Annotated in this window: 15 protein-coding genes; 11 read left to right on the forward strand and 4 right to left on the reverse strand. The window is 46.5% G+C overall.

Annotation, left to right across the window (positions count from 1 at the left end; all coding sequences use genetic code 11):
* The first annotated feature begins 127 nt into the window (after nt 1–127).
* The 10 genes from hcp to HUK38_RS04335 all read left to right on the forward strand — a co-directional run bounded on the left by hcp (nt 128) and on the right by HUK38_RS04335 (nt 11,550).
* Nucleotides 128–1,420 carry a hydroxylamine reductase gene (gene hcp / locus HUK38_RS04290; RefSeq protein WP_182582819.1) on the forward strand — a complete coding sequence of 431 codons (1,293 nt, stop codon included), beginning with the start codon at nt 128–130 and terminating at the stop codon, nt 1,418–1,420.
* Nucleotides 1,421–1,609: 189 nt separating this feature from the next.
* Entirely contained in the window at nt 1,610–3,406 is a 1,797-nt protein-coding gene (locus HUK38_RS04295; RefSeq protein ID WP_182582822.1) for an ABC transporter transmembrane domain-containing protein, read from the forward strand.
* 213 nt (nt 3,407–3,619) lie between these two features.
* Nucleotides 3,620–3,985 carry a gamma-butyrobetaine hydroxylase family protein gene (locus tag HUK38_RS04300; protein ID WP_182582823.1) on the forward strand — a complete coding sequence of 122 codons (366 nt, stop codon included), beginning with the start codon at nt 3,620–3,622 and terminating at the stop codon, nt 3,983–3,985.
* A gap of 62 nt (nt 3,986–4,047) precedes the next feature.
* Complete coding sequence (gene ubiE, locus HUK38_RS04305) at nt 4,048–4,800, forward strand: bifunctional demethylmenaquinone methyltransferase/2-methoxy-6-polyprenyl-1,4-benzoquinol methylase UbiE (RefSeq protein WP_182582825.1); 753 nt, start codon at nt 4,048–4,050, stop codon at nt 4,798–4,800.
* On the forward strand, nt 4,797–5,438 hold the full coding sequence (locus HUK38_RS04310) for a ubiquinone biosynthesis accessory factor UbiJ (protein ID WP_182582827.1): 642 nt from the start codon (nt 4,797–4,799) through the stop codon (nt 5,436–5,438). The genes ubiE and HUK38_RS04310 overlap by 4 nt, the downstream gene beginning before the upstream one ends.
* The gene (gene ubiB / locus HUK38_RS04315; protein WP_182582829.1) at nt 5,435–7,087 is read left to right on the forward strand and encodes a ubiquinone biosynthesis regulatory protein kinase UbiB; all 1,653 of its coding nucleotides are present in this window, start codon (nt 5,435–5,437) and stop codon (nt 7,085–7,087) included. The genes HUK38_RS04310 and ubiB overlap by 4 nt, the downstream gene beginning before the upstream one ends.
* A 110-nt stretch (nt 7,088–7,197) precedes the next feature.
* Nucleotides 7,198–9,111, forward strand: coding sequence for an ATP-binding cassette domain-containing protein (locus HUK38_RS04320; RefSeq protein ID WP_182582831.1), 1,914 nt, complete (start codon nt 7,198–7,200; stop codon nt 9,109–9,111).
* A gap of 81 nt (nt 9,112–9,192) precedes the next feature.
* Nucleotides 9,193–10,038 (forward strand): ATPase, encoded by an 846-nt coding sequence (locus HUK38_RS04325; protein ID WP_182582833.1) that lies wholly within the window; start codon nt 9,193–9,195, stop codon nt 10,036–10,038.
* A 250-nt stretch (nt 10,039–10,288) separates the two neighbouring features.
* A complete protein-coding gene (locus HUK38_RS04330; protein ID WP_202985510.1) occupies nt 10,289–10,984 on the forward strand; it encodes a DNA methyltransferase in 696 nt (231 codons plus the stop codon).
* Nucleotides 10,981–11,550, forward strand: a complete 570-nt coding sequence (locus HUK38_RS04335) for an HNH endonuclease (RefSeq protein ID WP_182582838.1) — start codon at nt 10,981–10,983, stop codon at nt 11,548–11,550. The genes HUK38_RS04330 and HUK38_RS04335 overlap by 4 nt, the downstream gene beginning before the upstream one ends.
* A gap of 59 nt (nt 11,551–11,609) precedes the next feature.
* On the opposite strand, the gene HUK38_RS04340 is transcribed toward HUK38_RS04335, so the two are convergent.
* From HUK38_RS04340 to HUK38_RS04350, 3 genes are all read right to left on the reverse strand, one after another.
* On the reverse strand, nt 11,610–12,956 hold the full coding sequence (locus HUK38_RS04340) for an aminopeptidase P N-terminal domain-containing protein (RefSeq protein WP_194365891.1): 1,347 nt from the start codon (nt 12,954–12,956) through the stop codon (nt 11,610–11,612).
* A gap of 400 nt (nt 12,957–13,356) precedes the next feature.
* Complete coding sequence (locus tag HUK38_RS04345; RefSeq protein WP_182582840.1) at nt 13,357–14,016, reverse strand: cytochrome b/b6 domain-containing protein; 660 nt, start codon at nt 14,014–14,016, stop codon at nt 13,357–13,359.
* The gene (locus tag HUK38_RS04350) at nt 14,013–15,686 is read right to left on the reverse strand and encodes a tetrathionate reductase family octaheme c-type cytochrome (protein WP_182582842.1); all 1,674 of its coding nucleotides are present in this window, start codon (nt 15,684–15,686) and stop codon (nt 14,013–14,015) included. Before HUK38_RS04350 ends, HUK38_RS04345 begins: the two co-directional genes overlap by 4 nt.
* Nucleotides 15,687–15,883: 197 nt before the next feature.
* Here HUK38_RS04350 and HUK38_RS04355 point away from each other — a divergent pair, with 197 nt between their 5' ends.
* Nucleotides 15,884–16,147 (forward strand): hypothetical protein, encoded by a 264-nt coding sequence (locus HUK38_RS04355; RefSeq protein ID WP_182582844.1) that lies wholly within the window; start codon nt 15,884–15,886, stop codon nt 16,145–16,147.
* A 178-nt stretch (nt 16,148–16,325) separates the two neighbouring features.
* Here the strand turns inward: HUK38_RS04355 and HUK38_RS04360 are convergent, their stop codons facing one another.
* Nucleotides 16,326–17,096, reverse strand: coding sequence for an enoyl-ACP reductase FabI (locus tag HUK38_RS04360; protein ID WP_182582846.1), 771 nt, complete (start codon nt 17,094–17,096; stop codon nt 16,326–16,328).
* Nucleotides 17,097–17,161: the final 65 nt, after the last annotated feature.

Here is a 17,161-nt window from a genome sequence, read left to right on the forward strand (position 1 = left end):
TGCATAGTGTCGCTACTGTACGCATCATTTCGCGTACCGTGTTAGTTTTATTGCGATTATCAATATAGTCAACAATCGCTGCTACTAACCAGTGTCATTAATCATTTTGCACCAAAGGGCTGCTGCTATGTACTGTAATCAATGCGAACAAACCTATCATCAAACCGGGTGTGTCAATAATCCAGGCATTTGTGGTAAGACTGAAGATGTCCAGTCATTACAAGAGCTATTGCTATACGGATTAAAAGGCATGGCAGCGTATGCGCATCATGCGCGGCGTTTAGGTCAATCCGATGTCGTGGTGTCCGAGTTTATTGAAGAAGCCTTATTTGCCAGCATGACCAATGTTAATTTTGATGAAGAGACTTTATTAGGTTATTGTCTCAAGTGCGGTGAAATGAATTTGCGCGTGATGCAATTACTTGATGCTGGTCATTTAGAACACTTTGGTGAGGCACAACCCTATCAGGTAAAAGAAGGAACGCAAGCCGGCCCCGGTATTTTAGTCACTGGACATGATTTATTAGATTTATGGCATTTATTACAGCAGGTTGAAGGTACAGAGATTAAAGTTTATACGCATGGTGAAATGCTACCAGCGCACATGTACATCCGCTTTCAACAGCATCCCAATTTAGCTGGTCATTATGGCGGTGCCTGGCAAGATCAAAAGAAAGAATTCGCCGCATTCCCGGGGCCAATTGTCGGTACAACCAATTGCGTCTTAATTCCACCCGACAATTATAAAGCACGGTTATTTACCACAAATGCCGTCGCTGTGCCACATGGTCAGCATTTAGCGCCCGGTGATTTTGCCCCAGTTATTGCAGCCGCTCTTCAATGCCCGCCATGCGTTGAACAGATCACCGGTGAATCACAAGTTGGCTTTCATCGCACCGTGTTATTAAAGCAAGCGGGGACAATTGTTAATGCCGTTAAAGCCGGTCAAATTAGTCATTTCTTTGTAATTGGCGGCTGTGATGGTGCAGAAAAAGGGCGCAATTATTTCAGTGATTATGCCCAAGCCACCCCGCCCGATTCATTCATTTTAACATTAGGCTGTGGCAAATTCCGTATTCGGGATTATGATTACGGCACCCATTTAGGATTACCGCGCTTACTCGACATGGGACAATGCAATGATGCGTATGGCGCAATTATGGTAGCAGTCGCACTCGCCGAAGCATTCAAATGCAGCGTAAATGAATTACCGCTCACGCTAGTCATTAGCTGGTTTGAACAAAAAGCGGTGGCGGTCTTATTAACGCTATTGTACTTGGGCGTCAAAGGAATTACATTAGGTCCCAATCCACCAGCCTTTATTACGCCAAATATCTTTAAACAGTTGCAAGCTACTTATGACCTAAAACTCAGTGGCTCTGATGCACAGGCGGATGTGCATCAAGCATTAGCCGCCTAACTTTTTTATGTGTTGGACTAATTAAAATCATGGCGCTTGAATAATGATTTTTTGATTCAAGCGCCGCATGATAATTATCATTACGTCATACATAAATTAAACCCGCTGACTACATGCTATTGGACATTTGGCGCTGAATGGTAGATGCTAGACTAACAACAGTCGTTGATCTAGCACGAGACCGCCGCCATGCGCTATCCACCCAGCGCCGCACTCCCAGACCGTCCCGCCACCCGCAATTTATCTGCCCTCCGTCGTTTATTGCATTTTATTCAACCCTATCGTTGGATATTAACCGCCGCATTTATAACACTCATCATAGCCGCCGGTTCGGTATTAACTTTTGGACAGGTACTGCGCACCCTCGTTGATAGCGGTCTAGCAAGTGGTTCAATTGCTGAACTCAATCACGCACTGCTCTTTTTCTTTAGCATCGTTATCATTACCGCTATTGCCATCACTTTACGCGCTTATCTATTAGATTGGATTGGCGAGCGCGTAGTCGCGGATATTCGCAGCGCCGTTTTCACACGGGTATTACAACTCGACCTGATTTATTTCGAGCGCATTCGCACTGGCGAATTGATTTCGCGCCTCACCAGTGACACCGCATTATTACAAATTGTGGTCGGTTCAACACTCGCAATGGCGGTGCGCAGCGCCCTGTTAATGCTCGGAGGTATTATCATGTTGGCAATTACTAGCCCGGCGTTAACTGCACTCGTATTACTCGGCGTTCCAATTGTCATTGCGCCGGGTTGGTGGTTAGGTTCACGGGTGCGCCGATTAGCACGCGGTAGTCAAGATCGCATTGCGGATATTGGCGCTTATGTTGATGAAACCATTCACGGCATTCGCACTGTGCAAGCGTTTAATCACGAAACGATTGATAGTCAGCATTACGGCGAACGATTAGAAGCGGCGTTTTCTATTGCGCGTGAGCGGGCATGGAATAGCGCGTTATTATCCGGCGTCGCCACCTTAATGACTTTTGGCGCCATTGGATTAGTGATTTGGGTTGGCGGCCATCAAGTATTAACCGGTGAACTCAGCGGCGGGCAATTATCGGCCTTTTTATTTTACGCCGTATTAGTGGCCAGCTCAGTTGGATCATTAAGCGATTTATCGGGTCAATTATTACGCGGCGCGGGTGCTAGTGAACGATTAATGGAATTATTGGAAATGCAGCCGCGTATTACTGCACCGCCAGTGCCAATATCATTAGCGCCGCCAGTGCGCGGGTGTATTGAATGCGAGCAGATGTCGTTTTACTATCCCAGTCGTCCAGAGACCCCAGCATTAGATCAAGTGCATTTCACGATTGCCCCGGGCGAGCGGGTTGCATTAGTTGGCCCATCCGGCTCTGGCAAATCAACTTTATTTCAATTATTATTGCGTTTTTATGATCCGAGCAGTGGGTTTATTCGCTTTGATGGAATTGATTTACGCGCCCTTGATCCCAAAGAATTGCGCACTCATATTGCATTAGTCCCGCAAGAGCCGGTGATTTTTGCCACCAGCGCGTGGGAAAACATTCGCTATGGATTAAACACGGCAACAGATGCGCAAATCCGTCAAGCAGCGACCGTTGCTCATGCAATTGAGTTTATTGAAAAACTGCCGCAGGGTTTTAATACCGATTTAGGCGAACGTGGCATTCGTTTATCGGGCGGTGAGCGTCAGCGTATTGCAATTGCGCGTACTATTTTGCGCAATCCACGATTATTGTTATTAGATGAAGCCACCAGTGCATTAGATGCTGCGAGTGAACAGTTTGTTCAAGCAGCATTAGAACAATTGATGCGTGATCGTACCACTATTGTCATTGCACACCGATTAGCAACGGTGCGTCATGCCGACCGCATTTTGGTATTAGAACACGGGCGCATTGTGGCAACCGGCGACCATACCAGTTTAATGCGGGACGGTGGTTTGTATGCTAAATTGGCGGCATTGCAATTTCAAACAACGGATCAAGTTATTTGAAATGAATAAACCACACGCTGTCAGATGTATAAGATTGTTCTCTCATGTAACATGTTTGACAATGTCAAAAAGACTGGTATAGTACAATTAGTTTTCTGGCAGTGCTTAATCCAGTGCAACAAATAACAATCGCAGATAGCATAAACAGATTGCATTGATTCATTACACCGCCACCGTATATTCACATTCTACTGATTCACAAGGATTTTCATCATGCCGACCCTCACCGAAATTAACTTACATCGCACTTCCCGCGTATTAGACCTGAGTTTTGACGACGCCACTCAATTCAGTTTACCCATTGAATTGTTGCGTGTTTATTCACCATCAGCAGAGGTCATGGGGCATGGACCCGGACAGCGGGTACCGCAATTAGGCAAGGAAGCAGTGAATATTGAGCGTATTGAACCGGTTGGTAATTATGCCGTGTGTTTGCATTTTGATGACGGTCATAATACAGGCATTTTTTCTTGGGAATATTTATACAAATTGGGACGCGATCAAACCCAATTATGGACTGCGTATTTAGCCGAACTCGAAGCGGCTGGTTATCAACGCAAAACTGACCGTCCTAACTAATCACAACGTGCATCATTTTTTAATTAAACCACTTATTTTATTTTGATTTTGAGGAATCACACATGTCCGAAGAAGACTCACGGACGCATTTTGGCTATCAGCAAGTCCCAATTGAAGAAAAACAGCAACGGGTGCGTGCCGTTTTTGATTCGGTGGCAGATCGCTATGATGTGATGAATGATTTAATGTCATTAGGTATTCATCGCCTATGGAAACGCAGGGCTATTAGTTTAGCCGGCGTGCGGCGTGGTCAACATGTATTAGATTTAGCCTCCGGCACCGGTGATCTTGCAGCGAGTTTTGCGCAGATTGTCGGCACCAGTGGGCGCGTGATTATGTCTGATATTAATCAAGCCATGTTAATGCACGGGCGCGAGCGTTTAGATAATCGTGGCATTGTCGGTAATTTAGAGTATATTCTAGCCAATGCCGAGCACTTACCCTTTGCGAATAACAGTTTTGATTGCGTCACCATTGCATTTGGCTTGCGTAATGTGACACATAAACAAGAAGCACTCAATGAAATGCAGCGGGTATTGCGTCCTGGTGGGCGGGCATTGGTATTAGAATTTTCTCATCCTACGAATGCACCTTTGCAGCGCATATATGATTTATATTCATTCTCCGTGCTGCCATTACTCGGGCGGTGTGTTGCCGGTGATTCTGATAGTTATCGCTATCTTGCCGAGTCCATTCGGATGCACCCCGATCAACCCCATCTTTTATCCATGTTGGAACAGGCTGGGCTAGAACGCTGCGAGTTTTTTAATTTAACAGGCGGTATTGTTGCCATTCATCGTGGTTATAAGTTATGAGCGAATCTTTATTTGCCATTCCCGATCCCGTTTTATTAGTGCTGCAAGAGAGTGTGAATCGTTTTTTAGCATTGGATCCTGAAGGTGCTGAACGCCTTTCTACGATGCAAGGGCAGGTGTTGCTTATTGAAGTATTGGGACTAGAAACGCGGTTGTTTGTTGTCCCGGGGCGACGGTCATTGCAACTGTTTAGTGCTTATGATGCCGAACCGGATTGCACTGTACGCGGGACACCAGTGGCATTATTGCGTTTAGCACTTGGGCAGCGGCGTGAAGAACAACTCTTTTCGGGTGATATTGAAATCATTGGTGATAATCACAGTGCGCAACGATTGAGTGATGTATTTAAACACCTCGATGTGGATTGGGAAGAATTATTAGCGCAAGTGGTTGGAGATCATTTAGCGCATCAAATTAGTAGCCAAGCGCGTACTGGTGGTCATTGGTTGCAGCGCAGTGCTGAACGCTTGACGCATGAGGTACGAAACTATCTATATGACGATGGTCAATTATTAGCAACCCATTACGAGTTACAGCGGTTTTTAAATGATGTTGATCATTACCGTGATGCAGTAGAACGCTTGGCAGTGCGAATTGAACATTTAACGCCGCGTATTCTTGGTATATCCACATTATGACACCAATTCGCCAAACATTGCGGTTGCTGCATATCAGTGTGGTTTTATTACGGCACGGATTAGATGAGGTGATTCTAGCCACTCACTTATTCCGCCCGCTGCGGTTTTTATTATTTATATCTCCCTGGTATTGGCTGCGCAAACCATTACCCGCTTATCCAGTGCGGGTGCGGGGTGCATTGGAAGAACTCGGCCCAATTTTCATTAAATTTGGTCAATTATTATCCACGCGCCGCGATCTATTACCCGATGATTGGGCAGATGAATTGGCGCGGTTGCAAGATCGCGTTGCGCCCTTTCCATCTGATCAGGCACGGGCATTAATTGAAAAAGCCTGGGGGCAGCCAATTGCGACGGTATTAAATGATTTTAATGACGTGCCACTCGCTTCAGCATCTATTGCGCAAGTGCATACGGGTCGTCTTAAAGACGGCCGCGAAATTATTGTCAAAGTATTACGTCCTGGTATTGAAAAAATCATTGATCGTGACATTGCGCTAATGTACAGCATGGCGCGACTACTAAATCGCTATTCGCGTGATGCACGGCGCTTGCGTCCAATAGAAGTGGTCAGTGAATATGAAAAAACCATTTATGGTGAATTAGATTTGCAACGCGAAGCAGCGAATGCGTCACAATTACGGCGTAATTGGTTAAATCATTCGGCATTGTATATTCCTGATGTGTATTGGGATTGGACGCGACCCAGTGTCATGGTGATGGAACGCATTTATGGTACACCGGTTAGTGATATTGCGACATTAAAAGCTCAGGGAATTAGTATGCGTTTATTGGGTGAACGCGGCGTGGAAATCTTTTTTACCCAAGTATTTCGAGATAATTTTTTTCATGCCGATATGCACCCGGGCAATATCTTTGTCGAATCAAACGGGCGCTATATTTCGGTAGATTTTGGGATTGTTGGCAGTTTAACTGAAGCAGATCAACGCTATTTGGCAGAAAACTTATTAGCCTTTTTTGACCGTAATTATCGCCGCGTTGCTGAATTACACGTCGAATCTGGTTGGGTACCGCCAGGAACGCGAGTGGATGAATTCGAGGCAGCAATCCGTACCGTGAGTGAACCGATTTTTGAAAAACCGCTGGCTGAGATTTCTTTTGGTCATTTCCTCGTTCGGTTATTCCAAACGGCACGGCGTTTTAATATGGAAATACAACCACAGCTCGTGTTATTAGAAAAAACGCTATTGAATATTGAAGGGTTAGGACGGCAGTTATATCCTGAATTAGACTTATGGACTACCGCTAAACCTTTTATGGAACGTTGGATGAAAGAACGTTTAGGACCCAAGGCATTATGGCGGCGTACTCGCGCTAATCTTGGTCCAATGAGTGAACATTTACCTGAATTACCGTTATTAGCATGGCGGGTGCTATCTGGATTAGATCATACGCAGCAAGAAGCGCGCTTGCGTCGAGAAGAGAATGAACGGCGTGAACGTGAACAACGCGAGCGGCGCACGTTAATTGCTAGTTTAACTGGGGTTACTTTTATTTTATGTGGTACCTTGTTAATCCTGCTAGGACCTGGTGAATTATTAGAGCCATTGACGGCAAAAGTATTTGGTATAGTCAGCGTTATTAGTGGTGCATGGTTATTATTGCAACAATGGCGAATGATGGCATAAACAGCATTGATATAATGAATACCAAATATCCAACACTCAGTGCATTTGCCAATTATTTTTATCGTTGATGAACAACATTGAATTGCCCTGCCTTTTAGGTCATTATTAATATGCCTGTTTTGTCATTACGCGGTGTTACCTTAGGCTACGGTGGCGCTCCATTGCTCGATGCCATTAATCTAGACCTTGAACGCGGTGAGCGCATTTGCCTAATTGGGCGTAATGGCGTTGGTAAATCTACCTTATTGAAACTCATTGCCGGCGAATTACCGCCCGATAGCGGTACAATACATGCCACGTCGGGATTGCGTCTGGCACGTTTAGAACAGGAAGCTGAAATTAATATTGCTTTAAATAATGATCAGCGGGTACTTGATTTAGTCGCGGCAGGATTGGGTGAATTAAGCACATTAATTAGTGATTACTACCGGCTTAGTCATCAACTGAGTACGGCAGCAACGGATGCTGAACTAACGCAATTGGCAGTTATTGGTCAACAATTAGAAAGCCACGGTGGCTGGGAAATTGAACAACGTGCCGAGCGGGTGATTAGTCGTTTGGGATTGGATGCGGATGCGCGTTATTACGCATTGTCGGGCGGCTTGCGGCGCCGCGTATTATTAGCCCGCGCATTGATTCGTGATCCTGATGTATTGCTGCTTGATGAACCAACTAATCATCTTGATATTGATACGATTGATTGGTTAGAGGAGTTTTTATTAAACTATCATGGCACACTTTTATTTATTACACATGACCGCCGTTTTTTACGCCGATTAGCCACCCGTATTTTAGAATTAGATCGCGGTCAACTCACCGATTGGCCGGGAGATTACACGAATTTTACTCGCCGTCGTGAAGAACGCTTACATGCAGAAGCAATGAATCGAGCGCGGTTTGAACAGCAATTAGCGACCGAAGAAATCTGGATTCGGCAAGGGATTCAAGCGCGGCGCACTCGTAATGAAGGGCGGGTGCGCGCATTAGAAATGATGCGACGTGAACGGGCAGCGCAGCGGCAACAATTGGGTACAGCGCGAATGCGATTGGATAGTAGCGAGCGCAGCGGGCGATTAGTAATTGAAGCGCAAGCGGTACAGTTTAATTGGTCAGCCGATCAACCCCCACTCATTACCAATTTAAATACCATCATTATGCGCGGTGATCGCGTTGGGATTATTGGCGCGAATGGCGCGGGCAAAACCACGTTATTAAAACTGCTGCTCGGTGAATTAACGCCAACGCAGGGCGAATTGAAACGCGGCAGCAATTTGCAAATCGCTTATTTTGACCAATTACGCGCCCAATTAAACCCAACTGCCAATGTGTGCGATAACTTGGCCGGTGGACGCGACCGAATCGAAATTGCCGGGCGTAGTCAACATGTCCTATCCTACTTAAAAGACTTTTTATTTACACCAGAGCGCGCTCGTCAACCCGTCATGGCATTATCTGGCGGTGAACGTAATCGTTTACTATTAGCTAAACTGTTTTCATTACCCGCCAATGTATTAGTATTAGATGAACCGACCAACGATTTAGATAGTGAAACATTAGAGTTACTGGAAGAGTTATTGCACCAATTTGATGGCACATTATTATTAGTGAGTCACGATCGTGAATTCCTCGATCATTTAGTGACGACAACTTTGGTATTAGAAGGGCAAGGGCGCGTTAATGAATACGTCGGCGGTTATACTGATTGGTTGCGGCAGCGTCCACCATCGCCATCATTATTGGCGCCAATACGACCCGCAGTGACAACGCGTTCAACAACATCTGCACCCGTTAAATTAACTTTTAAGCAGCAACGTGAATTGGCGGCGCTTCCAGCGCAGATTGAATTATTAGAACAAGAGCAGAGCCTATTACGGCAACGATTATTAGAACCGGGGCTGTATCGGCAAGCTGGCAACGAAGTCGCCGGAATTCACGCTCGCTTATTGGCACTGGAAGTGGAATTAAATACGCTGTATCAACAGTGGGAAAATTTAGAAACAGTAAAACAAGCAAGCGGCGGATAATTCAATATGTTTTTATAGCGCATGTAAACATTTAGCATCTATTCACTTTATTATTTATTGTTAATTCTAAGGAGCCGCGTTTTGAAATTTACCGCTGAAGAATTTCGTCATTGGCACAATCGCAGCATTACATTGTTAGGCATGTCCGGCGTTGGTAAAACGTATTTATCGGGTATTTTGCGCAGTCACGATTGGTTTCATTATTCAGGTGATTACCGCATTGGTACGCGGTATTTAGACGAACCGATTTTAGATTTAATTAAAACGCAGGCCATGTGCGTCCCTTTTTTGCGCACCTTATTGCGTCGTGATTGGATTGCTATTACTAACAACATTAAAGTTGATGATTTAGGTCCAGTCTTAAGTTTTATTGGACAGTTGGGCGATCCTGACCTCGGTGGAATGAGTTTAACGGAATTTAGTCGTCGCCAGGCGCTATACCGCGATGCGGAAATTCGTGCAATGCGTGACGTGCCGGAGTTTATTGACAAGGCGCGTCTGATTTATGGGTATCGCCATTTTGTTAATGATGTTGGTGGAAGTTTATGTGAATTGGATGAGCCGTCGGTGATTGATTTATTAGCACAACACACGCTGATTTTATACATTCGCGTTCCTGAAGAAGATGAAATTAAATTAATTCAGCGCGCCCAAGCGGATCCCAAACCATTGTATTTTCGCCCGGCATTCTTAAAAACAGCGGTTAAAGAGTATTTACAACTGGAACAGTTAGAATACGTTGCAGATATTGATCCTAATGCTTTCACCCGCTGGGTATTTCCCCGTTTATTTCATTCGCGGGTGCCACGCTATGAAGCCATTGCACAACCCTATGGCTATACCGTCAGTTCTAATGAAATAGCAAGCATTCGTGATGAGCAAGATTTTTTGACATTAATTGAATCTGCCATTGTTCGTCAAATATAAGTAGGGGCTGTGCAATTGTAGATTTGTCGCTCAAATTGTAGGATGCGGTGCGCTTGCACACCGTATCACTCGCGGCAAGTTTATTGGTGTGCTTTTTAGCTCAACACATTTTACGCAAGCGCAATTGCTTAAACTCCCAAATAAAATGATGTCAGACGCTAGTATTTATTTTCAAAATGATTCTGTGACACTTATTAAAGGTAATATACTGGCGACGAATGTAATTGAGAATCATAGCATTGATCTAATAGTGACTTCCCCGCCGTACAATGTTGATATTCAGTATAATTCTAATAAAGATGATTTATCTTACGCTGAATATTTAGAATTTTCTCAAGCATGGTTGACCAGATGTTTTCATTGGTTAAAAGACGATGGACGTTTGTGTTTAAATATTCCGCTGGATAAAAACAAAGGGGGGCAGCAAAGTATTGGGGCTGACATCACCACAATTGCCAAACAGATTGGTTTTCAATACCACTCTACCATTATTTGGAATGAAGGCAATATTTCACGGCGCACTGCGTGGGGGTCGTGGTTGAGTGCGTCGGCGCCCTTTGTTATTGCCCCGGTGGAATTAATTGTCGTGTTGTATAAACATGATTGGAAAAAAACGAGCGGGAGTCGCATCTCGGATATTAATAAAATTGAGTTTATGGATTGGACAAATGGGTTATGGAGTTTTAATGGTGAAAGCAAAAAGCGTATTGGTCACCCGGCGCCATTTCCACTTGAATTACCGAAACGCTGTATTAAGTTATTTAGTTTTGTGGGGGATACGATATTAGACCCATTTAGTGGGAGTGGTTCGACGATAATTGCAGCGGCACTGCATCAACGCCAAGCAATTGGCATTGAAATTGATAGCAGTTATTGCGAACTCAGCAAACAACGGTTGTTAGATTGCACTCGTCAGAATTGTTTGGTGCTTGAGGATACGGAATGACACAATCTATTAAAGACTTACTCATTACATACTTTAAAAATCATCCATTCCAAGATTGTGAACATGGGCCCGTTGTGGATTGGGTTACAGAACAGTGGCTGCTTGAACATGATAACCCGCCGCGAGACCCATGGCGGAGCATTCGTCATCTTCATGAAGAGGGTTTTTTAATCAAAGTTAGCAAAGGAATATACCGTTATGATCCCAATTATATTGTAAATAACCAGCTAGAGAACTTTACTGACGAACAAAGAAAAGCTATTTTTGAACGCGATCATTATCGTTGTGTTATTTGTGGACGCGGTTATGCTGAGGGTGTTGAAATCCATGCTGACCACATTAAACCGAAGAATAAAGGTGGCGAGGCGAGTATTTTAAATGGACAAACGCTGTGTGCTGAACATAACCTGAGAAAGAAAAATTATCAGCAAACGGAACTAGGGAAACGAATGTTTATTCGCTTGGATGAGTTGGCAACAGCAAATCAGGATGATAATTTAAAACAATTTTGTACTGAGATTTTCAGAGTATTTGAAAAATATCATATTGACGATCACATTAAATAATAAATGCGGATCATTTAAATTTTATAAAATTCAGCAGAAAATTAATGCTATTCAATAATTTATTTCACTTTATGATTCCGCCGTTGTGCCATTAACGTCTCAATTGCGGCGACCTCTTTTGGCACCTCACGCGATAGGATTTCATTACCGCCGGCGGTAATTAACACGTCATCTTCAATCCGAATGCCAATGCCGCGATACTCCATTGGCACGTCAGCATCGGGTGCAATATAAAGCCCCGGTTCAATAGTCAAAACCATGCCCGGCGTGAATTGTCGCCACTGTTGATTCGGTTTGTAATCACCGACATCATGCACATCCAATCCTAACCAATGCCCGGTGCGGTGCATGTAAAAGGGTTTGTATTGCTCTTCTTTAATTAAACGCGGCACATCTTTGCTCTGTCCAGCCAATAAACCCAATTTCACTAATCCGCGTGTTAATACCTTGACGGCCGCCTCATGCGGGGCATTCCAATACTGTCCGGGAATCGCGCAAGCAAGCGCGGCGGCTTGGGCATTTAAGACCAATTCGTATAATTGACACTGCGCAAAATTAAAGCGCCCATTGACGGGAAAGGTGCGGGTAATATCGGATGCGTAACCATTGAATTCGGCGCCGGCATCAATTAACACTAAATCCCCATCGTGCAATGGTGCATCATTACTGACCGAATGCAGAATGCAGGCACGTTCACCGCCGGCGACGATGGGTGAATAGGCTTGATGGCGGGCGCCGTGTTGGGCGCAGGTGCAAATAAATGCTGTTTCTAATACCGCTTCAGTGCTGCCGGGTTGGCAGGTGGTCATTAACGTGCGATGGGCAAGAGCGGAGATTTTAGCCGCCCGCCGCATTAAAGTTAATTCAGCCGGGCTTTTAATGAGTCGCAATTCGTGCAGGATACGATCTGATGAGACGCATTCACTCGGTGCAGTGATTCCACCTCGGGCTTTATTGCGTACTACGCGCAGCCATTGCATGATTTGCGCATCAAATTCTGCATTAACAGCGAGTGGATAAAACACGCGCCGGCGATTAGACAACAAGTCAGGAATCTTTTGTTCTAATTCGGCGAGTGAATAGGCAACATCGGCTTGATATTGCGCAACTGCCCCATCAATTCCAATGCGTTCTCCATCCCAGCGTTCGCGTTCGGGATCACGCGGGCGGCAAAATAAGGTGTATTCAGCGCCGCGTTGGCCGGGGGTAATGACGGCAATGGCGTCGGGTTCGGGAAACCCGGTTAGCCAAATAAAATCGCTGTCTTGGCGGAATGGATAGGTGACATCCCGGTTGCGGATCATTTCATGGGCAGCGGGTAGAATTAAGACGCTGTCGCTGCCGAGTTGATTAATGACTTCGCGGCGGCGGCGGCGGTATTCCTGCGCGGTGATTCCTAATGCCATGCAATTAAACCTAATTAAATAAACGGTCAGAATTGGGTATTAAATCCCCACTCGCTGCACGAGCGTCTTTTTCAAAAACGGGGCTGTTAAGTTTTTGATTAACGCCAAAAGTGACGCAGTTTAGAGTATAAGTAATTGATTTTCTTATCAATGGCGCTGTATATCGTAAGCAACCCGACTCTTGGAAAATCAAACACTTAGAGTCCAACTGCGTAATTCCTGAAATCATCACCACCGGCAAACACGGTGTCGGCATTGTGCACCGCCAGGGCAGATAAATGGCAAAGCGGTTTATTCTTAATCCACCTTTTCAAAGGCAGAGCGGTTAATCAGCATTTAACAGCCCTGCCTTTCTTTTCAAAAGGCGGTCATTCGCTATTGCAAACGGGGAGTTAACTCATCACACGCTACGAATATGACTGGGTTGATCACGCAATAGATACGCCTCCTCTTCAGCACTGAGTTCGATTTCATCAAAGCCATTAAACATCGGGCGCAGATGTTCAACAAATGAATGCCCGGTGGTCAACATATACACATGCACCACCACGAATACTAATAACGCATAGGCCGCGCCGGTGTGAATCATTGCAATGCCGTATAGCCAATCCGCCGCTTGCGGATGATCGCGCCATACAAAGTAGAGCAAATACAATAGCCCTGAAACCCAAATCACGGGAAATAACATCAATTTGAGACTCAAATACGCCAGCGCCTGCAATGGATTATGTTTGCGCCAATAGGCTTTGCGGTACGGGTGACGCTCGCCTTTGAAAATGCCGTAAAAATAAAACCGCGCTACCTTAATGATGCCATTGCGCGTCGGGATGTAATGTTTCCATGTCCCGGTGGTGAAGTGCCAAAAGATGGCGAAAATCCACAATAAGATCAGCAATAACGCGCAAATAGTATGCAGTGTCACGGCGGTACTGAAACTCACCCAATGGTGAATACCGTGAATAGCAAAGCCGGTGAACATCAGCATGAAAATTAACGCCATTTGCATCCAATGCCAAAAGCGTTCAAAGCGGGTGTAAATCAATACAAAACGGGAAATCATGCGTGCGGTTCTCCTTGATGACCAAATTTGCGCAATAAACTATGACCGGTAATACCGGTGGCGGCGCTGACTAATGCAACAATGGCGAAAACATCTAACCAATGATTGCCGTCGCGGCCGGGTAAATAAATCCCGCTGACGCCGGCTAAGCGACTGTCTTTTTGATGACAGGCGCTGCATTTTAATGCCTGTTCTTTCGGCGCCACCATGTGCGTAATTGGCCAATAAGAGTAGGTTTCAATAAACCCGAATTGCCCCGAATACGGCAGATTAAAGGCTTTCATGCCATGCGCAATGGATTTGCTCATATCATAATTGCCCCAATACGAATCGCTGTCCTCGCCCCACAGGTGATTATAAACCAGCGTGCCATAACCAATATCGGCCGGCTGCCAAGTGTGCATTCGTTTGAATGGCCAAATCCGCGAGCGGCCGTCGTAGCGTGAACCGGTAAAGCTATTAATTGCAATTGGTTGTTTATTCAAATCAAAGCGCGTGTCAATCGTGGTGTATTGCATTTGTCCATCAAACCACGCATACAGCGGCACGAGGTTTTCATCATAGGTGAAATTGCCTTTAATTGATTTATACACATAGCGATGTTCACCATTGCCTTGAATATAACCGTGTTCGTGATAGCCCTCGCCATTGCGCGTTTTACCCGCCGTGCGCCAATCCCAATCAATCATGGTCGCCACGCCGCCGCGTGCAAAGGTCGGGATGTGGCAGGTTTGACACGCCACCGAGGAGACGTGATCGTTGAGTTTAATGGCGGCAATTGAGTTGCTCGGGTGCGGTTCGAGACCGTGACAGGATTCGCAACTGGCCACGTCGCGGCGCTGCCCGGGCTTGCCGACGCCTTCGGTATCGCGGGGATCAATGTCGTAGCGGCTGCCCGCCCAAACATGCTCGCGGGTGATGTGGCAGGCGGTGCAGGCGAAATTCTCGCCCTCGGGTGACATGTGAACGTCTAATTCACGCGGCGGATTGGTCAGCGCGGTGGACAGATCGCCGTGTTTGACATTATCGCCGCCGCCGCCCTGAAAATGACAGGTGCCGCAATTAGCACGTTTTGGTAATTCAACATGCTGCGCCACCTTTTTCCAATCAATTGGCGCCAATCCTTCAAACATCACCGAGCAGGCCGCGCTGCCATTACTATTCGGCGTTTTATAATAGGTGCCGGTGCTGTCATGACAGACTAAACAATCAATGTTGTTTTGATTGGTGAAATCAAAGTTCTCATCTTTCCAGCCATAGCCGGCGTGGCATTGTGCGCACATGCCTTCATTGCCGCGTGAATTGGTGCAAAAGTTATTGATTAAATACCGTTTGCCCAATTGTTGACCGGTTTTAGGATTGACATAATCCCACGTCCAATGAATGTTGCGCATGAATTGATGACCGGTTTCGGTGTGACAACTCAAGCAGGCTTTGGTCACTTCCGGCCCCGAAGTGAATGGCTGTTTTAATGCCTCGAACTTGCGATGGTCAGCCGTCGTACCCGTGGCCGAGTCGGAGATTTGCACCCGCTGCTTGTCCAAACTGACCGGCGGGGTCGGCCAATTGCGACTGCTGGTGGCGTGTGCGGGGGAGAGGAGGTGCGGGAGATTCGCAGCCAGTGCGACGAAAAAGATGAATGCCGCGTAAAGCGGTCGAGCGGATCGCATAAGACAGGCTCCGTGAAGGCGTGATGGGGAAGAACCAGTGCGCCCGATACAGCCTGTGACGCGCCGCCTCCAGCATAAGCCAAGTCTGCTAACTCTGCACGATCATCACGTCACCGCGGCGCCGCGTCTTGGCAATTCCATCCCGATACTGCAACCGCATTTCGGTTAGAATGCCTGTTCATACGCATTTATAAACCATGACCGTCACCGCCCGTCGGTTGCGGCACTGGCTAGATTGTCGGATGGCGGCGGTCGGTCATACACCTGAAGAATTGGATAGCACAGTGAAATTGATAATTAAAAAACCTCGCCCCCGTCGCCGCTTAGATTTATTTCGTGTTTTGTGTCTGTTTATTTTATTAGCCGCACCCTTATCGGTGCTGTATCAAATCTCAGTGCATCATTTCGGCATTACCCCCACGCTGGTGTTAGCCGATTTACCCAAACTGCGCCAGCCATGACGGGTTAATAGCGAATAAAATAAATATTTTCACCTAAGCGCGTGGGAACAGATGATTAAGGCGTAATCTGCAATGGAAACGCCGGGCAAGTCACCTTTAGCATGGCATTTATCCCCCCAATTGATTGATCGTTCTCACCACAGCGCGGCGGAACGATCAATTGAATTACCAAATCACATTAAATCGTAATATGAAATCCCGCATCAACATACAGCACATCACCGGTAATGCCGGCCGCTAAATCCGAACACAAAAACGCCGCCGCATTGCCCACATCATCAATACTCACATTCCGCCGCAATGGCGCGCGATCTTCGGCTTGTTTTAACATCGAGCGAAAATCACTAATCCCCGACGCCGCCAACGTGCGAATTGGCCCCGCCGACACAGCATTCACCCGAATCCCCTCCGGCCCGAGCGCCGCCGCCATGTAACGCACATTCGCCTCCAAACTCGCCTTCGCCACGCCCATCGCGTTGTAATTCGGCACCGCCCGCAGCGCTCCGAGGTACGTCACCGTCAACAACGCCGCCTTACGCCCGCGCATCAGGTCACGTCCCGCCTTCGCCAGCGCGGCAAAACTGTAGGAACTAATGTCATGTGCCAACGCAAACCCCTGCCGCGTCACCGCATTCAAATAATCGCCCTCCAATTCCTCACGCGGGGCAAACGCGACGGCGTGAATAATCCCATCCAGCCCATCCCACTGCTGCCCGAGCGCGTCAAAACACGCGGTAATCTGCGCATCACTGCCAACATCCAGCGGCAACACCCCCGCCGCACCGCATTGTCCCGCCAATTCCTCCACCCGCCCGCGCAACTTGTCGCCCTGATACGTCAACGTCAACTCCGCCCCCTGCTGGTGCAACGCCTGCGCAATCCCCCACGCAATCGAACGATTACTCGCAACGCCGGTAACCAAAAACCGTTTATCAGTTAAAAAGCCCATCATGCTATCCTATTGTTTTTACGTTTATTTTAAATCAGATCAATCGCAACTTCATTGCGGCATTT

Source organism: Thiospirillum jenense, from assembly GCF_014145225.1.
Lineage (GTDB): Bacteria > Pseudomonadota > Gammaproteobacteria > Chromatiales > Chromatiaceae > Thiospirillum > Thiospirillum jenense.